This is a genomic window from Thiomonas sp., from assembly GCF_054608695.1.
This window is the reverse complement of the sequence record NZ_JBTRXV010000032.1, coordinates 33,665-42,876: the sequence shown is the minus strand read 5'-3', so window position 1 is coordinate 42,876 and position 9,212 is coordinate 33,665. Positions and strand designations below refer to the sequence as shown.

12 protein-coding genes are annotated in these 9,212 nt (G+C 67.8%); 2 read left to right on the top strand and 10 right to left on the bottom strand.

Going from position 1 to position 9,212, the window contains the following annotated elements; translation table 11 throughout:
• Window positions 1–134 precede the first annotated feature (134 nt).
• Entirely contained in the window at window positions 135–998 is an 864-nt protein-coding gene (locus ACYCUK_RS12050; protein WP_461594999.1) for a transglutaminase-like domain-containing protein, read from the top strand.
• A gap of 111 nt (window positions 999–1,109) precedes the next feature.
• A complete protein-coding gene (locus ACYCUK_RS12045) occupies window positions 1,110–1,850 on the top strand; it encodes a S1 family peptidase (protein ID WP_461594998.1) in 741 nt (246 codons plus the stop codon).
• 68 nt (window positions 1,851–1,918) lie between these two features.
• Here ACYCUK_RS12045 and ACYCUK_RS12040 read toward each other — a convergent pair whose 3' ends face one another.
• The 10 genes from ACYCUK_RS12040 to ACYCUK_RS11995 all read right to left on the bottom strand — a co-directional run bounded on the left by ACYCUK_RS12040 (window position 1,919) and on the right by ACYCUK_RS11995 (window position 8,749).
• On the bottom strand, window positions 1,919–2,113 hold the full coding sequence (locus tag ACYCUK_RS12040; protein ID WP_461594997.1) for a hypothetical protein: 195 nt from the start codon (window positions 2,111–2,113) through the stop codon (window positions 1,919–1,921).
• A 79-nt stretch (window positions 2,114–2,192) separates the two neighbouring features.
• Window positions 2,193–2,408 carry a glycine zipper 2TM domain-containing protein gene (locus ACYCUK_RS12035; protein WP_461594996.1) on the bottom strand — a complete coding sequence of 72 codons (216 nt, stop codon included), beginning with the start codon at window positions 2,406–2,408 and terminating at the stop codon, window positions 2,193–2,195.
• A gap of 267 nt (window positions 2,409–2,675) precedes the next feature.
• Window positions 2,676–2,987, bottom strand: coding sequence for a BON domain-containing protein (locus tag ACYCUK_RS12030; protein WP_461594995.1), 312 nt, complete (start codon window positions 2,985–2,987; stop codon window positions 2,676–2,678).
• 106 nt (window positions 2,988–3,093) lie between these two features.
• Window positions 3,094–3,252, bottom strand: a complete 159-nt coding sequence (locus ACYCUK_RS12025) for a DUF3309 family protein (protein WP_112484528.1) — start codon at window positions 3,250–3,252, stop codon at window positions 3,094–3,096.
• Window positions 3,253–3,369: 117 nt separating this feature from the next.
• Entirely contained in the window at window positions 3,370–3,576 is a 207-nt protein-coding gene (locus ACYCUK_RS12020; protein WP_461594994.1) for a CsbD family protein, read from the bottom strand.
• Window positions 3,577–3,755: 179 nt separating this feature from the next.
• The gene (locus tag ACYCUK_RS12015) at window positions 3,756–5,006 is read right to left on the bottom strand and encodes a beta-ketoacyl-[acyl-carrier-protein] synthase family protein (RefSeq protein ID WP_461594993.1); all 1,251 of its coding nucleotides are present in this window, start codon (window positions 5,004–5,006) and stop codon (window positions 3,756–3,758) included.
• 153 nt (window positions 5,007–5,159) lie between these two features.
• A complete protein-coding gene (locus ACYCUK_RS12010; protein WP_461594992.1) occupies window positions 5,160–5,441 on the bottom strand; it encodes an acyl carrier protein in 282 nt (93 codons plus the stop codon).
• Window positions 5,438–6,874 carry an NAD(P)/FAD-dependent oxidoreductase gene (locus tag ACYCUK_RS12005; RefSeq protein WP_461594991.1) on the bottom strand — a complete coding sequence of 479 codons (1,437 nt, stop codon included), beginning with the start codon at window positions 6,872–6,874 and terminating at the stop codon, window positions 5,438–5,440. The genes ACYCUK_RS12010 and ACYCUK_RS12005 overlap by 4 nt, the downstream gene beginning before the upstream one ends.
• Entirely contained in the window at window positions 6,874–7,635 is a 762-nt protein-coding gene (locus tag ACYCUK_RS12000) for a methyltransferase (RefSeq protein ID WP_461594990.1), read from the bottom strand. Before ACYCUK_RS12000 ends, ACYCUK_RS12005 begins: the two co-directional genes overlap by 1 nt.
• Before the next feature lie 52 nt (window positions 7,636–7,687).
• Window positions 7,688–8,749: a type III polyketide synthase gene (locus ACYCUK_RS11995; protein WP_461594989.1), complete on the bottom strand. Its 1,062-nt coding sequence runs from the start codon at window positions 8,747–8,749 to the stop codon at window positions 7,688–7,690.
• Window positions 8,750–9,212 lie beyond the last annotated feature (463 nt).

Below are 9,212 nucleotides of genomic sequence, written 5' to 3'. Positions count from 1 at the left end.
TGCCAGCGGCCTGAGGCCGGTGGCCATGGCCCGCGCCTGGCGGCAGGGGCGCTGCGCACCCGTGCGTCGCGGCCAAGCCGCCAACGCCTCATCCACCAACCCAAACACCACCCGCGCGTCGAGCGTGACTCCCCATGATCCGCATGCGTCTGACCCTGGAGTTGAACTACGAGGTCTTCGAGCCCGGTTGCGACTTCGTCTTCAATATCCACGCCGCCCACACCGAGCAGCAGCATGTGCTGGAGGAGACCCTGACGCTGAGCCAGAACATCCAGTTCAAGGTCGAGACCAACCCCGCCTCCGGCAATCGCGCCATGCGCCTGCGCGCGGCCGCAGGCCCTTTGCAAGTGCGCTACGGCGCCACGGTCGACCTGCAGCATCATGTCGCCGAACCCGGGCAGATCGAGGAAGTCGCGGTGGCGCAGTTGCCGGCGCGCGTGCTGGGCTACATCTACCCCAGCCGCTACTGTCAGTCGGACCGGCTGTACAAGCTGGCGCTGCGCGAATTCGGCCAGCTCAAGCCTGGCTACGGCCGCGCCATGGCGATACGCGACTGGGTGGAGCAGCACACGACCTTCGTGATGAACACCTCGAACTCCAACACCTCGGCGATCGACACGCTGGTCGCGACCGAAGGAGTGTGCCGCGACTTCGCCCACCTGATGATTGCGCTGTGCCGGGCCAGCAACATCCCGGCGCGCTTCACCACTGGCATCGACTACGGCGCCGACCCCGGCCTTGGCCCCACCGACTTCCACGCCTATGTCGAGGTCTATCTGGGCGGGCGCTGGTACATCTTCGACCCCTCGGGCACGGCCGTCCCCATGGGCTTCGTGCGCTTCGGCTCCGGGCGCGACGCGGCCGACGTGGCATTCGCCACCATCTTCGGTCCGGTCCGGTCGTCCGCGCCCATCATCACCATCGAAGCCATTGCCGGCGCCGACGGCCAGCTGATCCTCCCGCACCACAGGACCGAGGCGCTTTCAACGGATGATTGACCCACAACGCGCAGCACTGGCGCCTGGGTCGGCGACTCAGGCGCCAGTGCTGCGCGACCTCGGCTGGCGCGGCAAGAGGCGGGCGCGCCGCGCCTTGAAGCGAGGCTGCTCATGATCGAACCCCTGCTGCTGACCACCACCCGTATTTCGACCTTCGATCACGACCGGCCGTTGACCGGGGCCAGCGGGTTTTACTTCGAGCGCGACCAGCATCTGTATCTGGTCACCAGCCGGCATGTGCTGATCGACGCGCCGAGCGGGCATGCCCCGAGCCGCATCGAAATCGAGTTGCACACCGAGGCCGACAACCTCGCCTGCTCCACCGCGCTCTCGGTCCTGCTCTACGACCATGGCGAGCGGCGCTGGCGCCAAGGCAGCGATGACGGTGGCGAGATCGACGTGGCGGTGATCGAGATCGATCGCGCCGCGCTTCCGGCCGGTGTCCTGCTCTGCAGTTTCACGCCCGCGCACCTGCAGCGTTGCCTGCAGGAGGTGGAGGTGGGCAGCCCCCTGCTCGTGGTTGGTTTTCCGCTCGGCTTCCACGACACCTTGCATCATCTGCCCGTGGTGCGCCAGGCGACCATCGCCTCATCCTTCGGCCTGTGCTTTCAGGGCCAGGGCTACTTTCTCACCGACGCGCGCACCCATCGCGGCACCAGTGGCGCGCCCGTCGTGCTGCGCCATCCCGACGGCGACCCGGAACTGCCCTGGAAGCTGCTGGGCGTGCACACCACGCGCATCGACATCGGCAGCCGCGACCTGCGGCAGGACGAGTCGCTCGGGCTGAACTGCGCCTGGTATGCCGACATCCTGCTCACGCTCACCGCGCCAGCCAACGCCGCCGAGTGCTGATCGGCCACGCCGCGTGGCAAGGCGGTCAGGCTCACGCGGTCGGTCAGCCGTTGTCAGAGCGGCGTTTGCTACGGGTTGCCCTTGGCCGTTTTTTGAATGCTGTTGCCGGCGTTTTGAATCGCCTGCCCAGCCTTCGCCGCGCCCTGGTCGATGGCCTTGCCCGCCTTCTGCGCCGGGCCCTCGGGCTTCTGACAGCCGACAAGCGAAACCATCACGGCGCTGATGGCGAACGCGGTGGCAAGACGTTTGATGTGTGGAGTCATGGGGGGTACCTCTGGGTGTGTGCGCCGCATCAGACCAACACCACAGCGTTTGGACTGACGCCTCGCGCAGGGGGCTGACTTACTTGCCGACTTGGTTGCCGATGATGCCGCCGACGGCCGCGCCACCCACTGTGCCAATGCCACTGCCGCCCGACAACACGGCGCCACCCACGGCGCCGACACCGGCGCCGATGGCCGTGTCTTTATTCTGCCTCGACATGCCGGCGCAGCCTCCCAGGGCGAGCAGCATGGCTGCGGCGACGATGGAGGGTAGGACTCTCTGCTTGGTTCTCATGGTGTGACCTCTCGAATCAGGTTGATTTGAAAAGGCACGGCTGGCGGTGAGGCGCAACCGGCCGACTTGCCAATGCGGATCCTTGCCCGATGCAGGCATCGATCCATGGCATTTCCTGCGAACTTCTCGCATGGCTCCTTCGATACCGCCTGGTGCGTCCGTCTCGTCAACGGTGGCGGGATGCGGCGCGGCTCGCTCGTTTTTTCCGGCATCGCGATGGGCCAGGGGCGTCGCCCGGCAAGGTCCGGGGGTCTCGATGCCGATGCCTTACTTCACGCTCATCTTGTTTTGCACTGCCTTCACGCCGCTCACATGCCGGGCCAGGTCCACCGCCTTGAGTTCCTCCTCGCGCGAGCCGACGAAACCGCTGAGCTGCACCACGCCCTTGAACGTCACGACCTTGATCTCGAAAAGCTTGAGGTTGGGGTCGGCGAAGATGGCGGCTTTCACCTTGGCGGTGATCGCGGTGTCATCGAGATACTGGCCGGTGCTGTCCTGTTTCGGTGTCGCCGCGCAACCCGTGAAGCTTGCGACGGACGCCGCAAGCATGAATGCATAAAGAACCTTGTTGAATCGCATGGTGAACTCCTGGTGAACGCATTGACGCGCCCGGCTGATGATTCGGTTTGATCCGGTTCTGCCGGTTCTATTACTCAATAATCATGACATGGGTGCGAATCGATATTTACATCCGGCCCGTCAGAAAAAGAATAAGAACGATAATCAAAATAAATCCGAGAATACCGCTTGGAAAATAACCCCAGCTGCGGCTATGGGGCCAACTTGGAAGAACGCCGATCAACATTAGAACGAGGATGATCAGCAGGATCGTGCCTAATGACATGGTGAGACTCCTGGTTAAGACCGAGATCCATCGGGATCTGGTCGCATCAATACATGCGGGTCAGCCGATTGACCTTGCGCATCATGGACTCGGGTCGGTGTTTCAGCGATTGATCGATCAATCGAATTTGCGGCTTTTCTGCCAGGTGTCGAGCTGCTTTTCGGCCTCGTCCTTGGTGATTCCATACGATTCCTGAATCTTGCCGGCGAGCTGGTCGCGTTTGCCGGCAATCACATCCAGCTGGTCATCCGTGAGTTTTCCCCACTGCTCCTTGGCCTGGCCCTTGAGCTGTTTCCAGTTTCCTTCGATACGTGCCCAGTTCATGATCGCTCCTTGTCGTGGCGGAGCGTGACGCTCCGCGTGAACCCAGTCCGGCCGCCGTTGCGCATGTCAGCGCCAAGTCTGGGCAGGAGCCAAACGTATCGCGTTGCAAGTTTGATGTCTGTGCGTTAGCGCACATGGCCGGCCCTGGTGGACCTTGGAGCTGAAGGCTGATCGCGCGGTCAGCCGCTGGCCGCGGGCGATGCCGCGCGCAGCACGAGCACGGCGTTGGTGCCGCCGAAGGCGAACGAGTTCGACAGCATGGTGCGCGCCGCAACGCCCTCGCGCGCGACGTTGGGCACATAGTCCAGATCGCACGCCGGGTCCGGGCACTGCAGGTGCATGGTCGGCAAGGCGGTGCCGTGCTGCAGGGCCAGCAGCGACAAGGCGCATTCCAGTGCGCCCGCGGCACCGAGCAGGTGGCCGTGCATGGCCTTGGTCGCGCTGATGGGGATGTGCAGGGCGCGGGCGCCGAACACGGTCTTGATCGCAGCCGTCTCCACCGCGTCGTTGGCCTGCGTGCCGGTGCCGTGCGCGTTGATCATGTCGATGTCCTGCGGATCGAGCGCGGCGGATTGCAGCGCGGCGCGCATCGCCGCCGCCTGGCCCGCGACGCTCGGCCGGGTGAGGTGGCCGGCATCGGTGCTGAGCCCGTAGCCCAGCATTTCGCCGTGAATCGCAGCCCCCCGGGCGACGGCCTGCTCCCAGGGCTCCAGCACCAGCATGGCCGCGCCTTCGCCGAGGACCATGCCACTGCGGTTTTGTGAGAACGGCTTGCACGAGGCCGAGGGCTCGGCCGCGTCGATGGCGGCCAGTGTGCGCAGCGCCTCCCAGGCCTTCAGGGAGCCGAAGGCCAGCGGGGCTTCCGCGCCACCGGCCAGGGCCAGATCCAGGCTGCCGCTGGCGATGCGCAACCACGCCTCGCCGATCGCCACGGCCGACGAGGCGCAAGCGGTCGAGTAAGTCAGGCTGGGGCCGAGCAAGCCATGCTCCAGGCCGATCCACCCGGCGGGCGCGCTGGGCATGCCCAGCAGCACGGTGTAGGGTTTGATGCGGTCGGACGCTTCGCCGTAAAGCGTCTGGTAGCCCTCGTCGTTGCTGAGGCAACCGCCCATGCCCGTGCCGACGAAAACACCGGCGCGGTTGCGGTCGCAGGCGTCGAGCCTGCCGCCAGCGGCGTCGAGGGCCTGGCGCGCGGCCACCAGGGCGAACTGGCTGACGCGGTCCAGCATGCGCAGCTTGGGCGGATCGAAATGCTCCGTGCCGTCGAACCCCGGCACCGTGGCGGCGAGCGGCGCGATCAGCCGATGGGCAAACGGCGCTTCGAGGCGGTGAACGCCGGAGCGCCCGGCATGCGCGTTGCCGTAAACCTCCGCCACACTCTTGCCCAGCGGGCAAAGCACGCCGATGCCGGTGACCGCGACCCGCTTCATGAGCACAACCCGACCACCAGCCGCCAGGATCCCTGCCCCCCTCGGGGGGCGCCCGCTTGCGGGCGGGTGGGGGCGGTCGCAAGGAAACGCCGGGCCGCTCCCAAGTTCCCCTGCCCCCTCGGGGGGCGCCCGCTTGCGGGCGGGTGGGGGCGGTCATCTCACCGGTTGCGCGGCAGGCGCGGTCTTGGGCTTGCCGCCAGGTTGTTCCGCAAGCAGCGCGTCGATGTAGCGCACCACATCGCCGAGCGTGAGCAGCGGCACCTGTTCGGGCGGGAAGGTGACACCGAACACATCCTCGGCGTTGAAAAACAGTTCGGCGGCGCCGAGCGAATCGATGCCCAGGCTTTCCAGCGTGGCATCCGGGGTCAGCGATTCCGGGTCGAGTTTGTAATCCTTCACCAGAATGGCGCACAGGCGCTCGAAGGTCGTTGTCATGGCAGTTCCTTGAGTGGGTTGGACGTGGCCTTGCCTTGGCTGGAGAAGGGTCCCTGCGTTGGCGTTGCCGTGGCGCGCGCATGGCGCGGCAAGGCCAGCGCCGTTGGGCCGGCAATGCCGCGGGTCTTGCCGCTCCAGCTTGCGCCTTGCGTCAGCAGCCCGGGCCATGCCCGCGCAAGGGTCAGGAGCGGCGCCGACGCCGCCGGCCGCATGGCTGCGTGGGCGAAGGCCGCAGCCAGCCGTAGCCGCGGCGCGAACTGGCGCCGCCATGCCGTGGCATAGCGCAGGGCCATGGCGCGCTGCCAGGCCTCGCTGCCGATGGTTGGGTGCGGCACGGCCATGGCCGCAGCGGAAAACGCGGTGCCCGGCCCCGCTGCATCGACGGTATTCGGCCCGAGCAAATGGGCACACAGCAGCCAGGCCGATTGCAGCGCCATGCTCATGCCTTCGCCCACGATCGGGTGGGCCTCGCCGGCGGCATTGCCGATGCGGAACATGGCGTCGCCGGCGCTGAGCCGGATGCCAGGGTCGAGCGGCCCGACAGCCAGCCACGGCCCATCGCGCTGCGCCGGAGCCAGCGCCTTGCGCACACCGGCGCAGGTTCGAATCAGCCAGGCTTCGACGGCGTCCCCCGCGCGCAGCCCGGGTTCGTCGCGCCTGCAGGCGGCGAGCCGGTCGCGGCGCACACAGCAGGCCACGGTGGTGATGCCGCCGTCGGCCAGCACCATGCCGCCGTAGCCGCCGTCGAGCGCGAGCACCGAGAGCAGGCTCTCGGCCTGTGCGGCGCGGCGGAAGTTGGCCTTGAAGGCGAACAGATCGGCGTCGCGGCGCAGCCGCTGGCGCCGTGGCCGGTCCTGAGAAAGCGCCCGGCCGCCCGAAGCGGTCTCATCACCCTCGGAAGGCCGGCCTTGGGGGCGCTCCCAAGGCAGCACCTCCCAGGAGCCCTGCGCGGCAATGGCTACCGGCGCGCGCAGCGTCAGCAGGGCGCTGGTTTCGACCTCGCGCGCCTCCAGGGTCCAGTCGCCCCTGCCGCCGCGCACCGCCTGCACCGCCCAGGGTTGCAGCACCTGCGCGCCCGCCGCGCGGGCCTGTTCGAGCAGCAGCGTGTCCAGGGTTTCGCGCCCGAGCGCGCGGCCCCAGCGCTGGCCTTCCTGCGCCGCGCCCGGCAGTTCCGCCAGCACCTGCTGCTGGCCGCGCAGCAGCGCGACCTGGCGCAAATCGGGGCCGGCCGCGGCTTGGAAGGCGGGTCCGATGCCGAGATGGTCGAGCAGGGGCAGATTGCTCGCGGCGAGACATTCGCCGCAAACCTTGCGGCGCGGAAAACGCTGCCTTTCGACCAGCGCGACCGACCATCCGGCGCGCGCCAGGAGGATGGCGGCGGCCGAGCCTGCAGGCCCGGCGCCGATGATGATGGCGTCGAGAGGCGCCTGCATCAGCCCGCCCCGGAGCGCTCGGCGAGCAGGCAGTGGCTGAACAGGCCGGCGGAATGTTCACGCAGGTTCCAGCTGCCGTCCCACACCGGCCACAGCGACGAGAGTTCGAGACCTTGGAAGCCCGCGTGCACGCTCAGGACCGCGTCCTGGCGCGTGACGGCATTGGCACCGATGGCGCCGATGAGATGGCTGCCCGCGAGCGCAAACCTGGCGCGACGTGGCTCACAGGCGAAGAAGTGGTCGCAGCGGGCCGCGATGGCGCGCAGCAGCGCTGCAAGCTGCTGCCCCTCGAAATGGTGCAGGAACAGGTTGGCGATGATCACGTCCCAGCGTTCGGCGTGGTCGCCGCCCGGCGAGGACTCCGTCGGCTCGGCGGCCCAGTCCAGGACATCGACGGTCCTGCTCGTTGCGCTCCAGCCCGCCTGGGCATACTGCTCGATGGTCGCGGGGGTGACCAGCGCCCGGCGGTCCAGCAGCGTGAGTTCGACGCGCGGCCAGGCCGGTGCCAGGGCGCGGGCGACGCCCAGCATCAGGCCGCCATCGCCGGCGCCGAGTTCGAGCACGCGCAAGGGTGTGGCCGCGTCGCGCGGCATGGGCCAGCGGCGCAAGGCGCGCAGCACGATGGAGCGCGTGCCCATGCAGCGATGCACCCGCTGCAGGTCGCGGCGCGAGCGCATGGCGACGGGGTCGTCCTCGGCCAGGCCGTCGAGGGTTTCAGCGCTGACGCTACGCGGCAGAGGCGTCATGGCTTGGCCTTTCATCGCTGATCCTCATGTTGATGCAGGGCATGCCCATGCCAGGCGGCGCAGCGCTTCATGCCGTCACCTCCAGCAGCGCGCCGTGGCAACTGAAGCCGGCGCCGAACGACGAGAGCCACCACCAACCCGGCGGCGCCTCGTCGGCCAGCGCCGCTTCCAGCACGAAGTAGACGAAGGCGCTCGACAGATTGCCGTACTGGCGCAGCATCGTCGAACTGTAGCGCAGGTTCTCGGCCGGCAGGCCGAACTGGCGTTCCAGGGCGAGCAGCACGTCGCGCCCACCGGCATGCATGATCCAGGTGCCGATGTCGCCCATGCCCAGCCCGGCGCGCGCCAGCACGGTGCCGAGCACGCGGCGCGCATGCTCGGCGGCCAGGGACGGCACGGCGCGCGTCAGGATGTTGCGCAGCATGCCGTCGCTGCTCTCGAACATCAGCGCCTTGCGCTCGGTCGGGTCGATCAGCGACATGCTGTCTTTCCAGGCGATGCGCGGCCCGGCGGCATTCGGCGCGTTCGACAACACCACCGCGCCGGCGCCGTCGCCGAACAGGCAGGCGCTGATCAGCACCCCGGGGTCGTTGTCGAGAAACATCGCGGCGCTGCAGATTTCGACGCAAACCGAGAGCACATGCTCCGCTGCCCCCGAAGCGAGCAGGGCGCGGCCGAGCTGCATATTGGGCAGCGCCGCGGCACAGCCCTGGCCCACGAGGTCGAAGGCCTGCACATCGGCGCGCAGCCCCAGGCGCTCGACCACATAGCCCGACAGCCCCGGGCAGAGGTAGCCGGTGCAGGTGCTGACGATGACCGCGCCGATGTCGCCGGGCTCCAGAGCGGCCTTGGCCAGGGCACGCTGCGCCGCCTGCGCCGCCAGCACGGGGGCGTTGTCGAGAAAGCGCTGGGCCAGGGTGTTCGGGTCGATGGTGAAGACATCGCCGAGCGTATCGACCGCAAGCTGGCGCGCTTCCATGCCGTTGTCGCGCTGCAGGACGGTGCTGGCAATGAAGTGCGAGCGCGCGTCCAGCCGCGCGAACCAGTCGGAGTGCTGAAACGCGTCGAGGCACTCGGCCTTGGTGTAGCGCGCTGGTGGCGTAGCGGTACCGATTCCGCGAAAGTACATGGGTGCTGGGTGCGTTGGGGCCGAAAAATGCAGTCGTACAGGTTGGCGGGCAAGCTGAAGCCAAGCGCCCCGCCAGGCGGTCAAGACGGCGTGGGACTTCTCCGAACGCAATGTAGGGACGCAGCTTGCAAGTGGTCTGTGCGCGGGCGAACGCAGGTCAAACGCAAGGACGGGCGAGCGCCGCGTGGGCTTGGAGCGAGCTGCAATGTCGGGTTTGTCATCTGCAGCCAGGCATGCAAGCCCTTGGATGCATTGTGCACAACACAAAAAGCCCTTCTAAACCCTACGTTACCTTGCGCACAGACCGCCGGGGCTGAAGCCAGGTAACTTGCGGATGTTCCCGCCTGTCTGAATGGCGCTCGAAACAGGGATTGAACGCCAGGCCCTTGGCCCAGGATGGTTGCCGGCACCTGTACCAGGGCCAGAATCGAGCCCAAGGACACCCATGAGCGCATCCATGACG

Bases quoted from the DNA above. Each gene is read 5' to 3' on its own strand.
- ACYCUK_RS12025 (WP_112484528.1), bottom strand. From the start codon at position 3,252: ATGTCATTAGGCACGATCCTGCTGATCATCCTCGTTCTAATGTTGATC.
- ACYCUK_RS11995 (WP_461594989.1), bottom strand. From the start codon at position 8,749: ATGTACTTTCGCGGAATCGGTACCGCTACGCCACCAGCGCGCTACACC.
- ACYCUK_RS12020 (WP_461594994.1), bottom strand. From the start codon at position 3,576: ATGAACTGGGCACGTATCGAAGGAAACTGGAAACAGCTCAAGGGCCAG.
- ACYCUK_RS12045 (WP_461594998.1), top strand. From the start codon at position 1,110: ATGATCGAACCCCTGCTGCTGACCACCACCCGTATTTCGACCTTCGAT.
- ACYCUK_RS12010 (WP_461594992.1), bottom strand. From the start codon at position 5,441: ATGACAACGACCTTCGAGCGCCTGTGCGCCATTCTGGTGAAGGATTAC.
- ACYCUK_RS12050 (WP_461594999.1), top strand. From the start codon at position 135: ATGATCCGCATGCGTCTGACCCTGGAGTTGAACTACGAGGTCTTCGAG.
- ACYCUK_RS12035 (WP_461594996.1), bottom strand. From the start codon at position 2,408: ATGAGAACCAAGCAGAGAGTCCTACCCTCCATCGTCGCCGCAGCCATG.
- ACYCUK_RS12030 (WP_461594995.1), bottom strand. From the start codon at position 2,987: ATGCGATTCAACAAGGTTCTTTATGCATTCATGCTTGCGGCGTCCGTC.
- ACYCUK_RS12000 (WP_461594990.1), bottom strand. From the start codon at position 7,635: ATGAAAGGCCAAGCCATGACGCCTCTGCCGCGTAGCGTCAGCGCTGAA.
- ACYCUK_RS12015 (WP_461594993.1), bottom strand. From the start codon at position 5,006: ATGAAGCGGGTCGCGGTCACCGGCATCGGCGTGCTTTGCCCGCTGGGC.
- ACYCUK_RS12040 (WP_461594997.1), bottom strand. From the start codon at position 2,113: ATGACTCCACACATCAAACGTCTTGCCACCGCGTTCGCCATCAGCGCC.
- ACYCUK_RS12005 (WP_461594991.1), bottom strand. From the start codon at position 6,874: ATGCAGGCGCCTCTCGACGCCATCATCATCGGCGCCGGGCCTGCAGGC.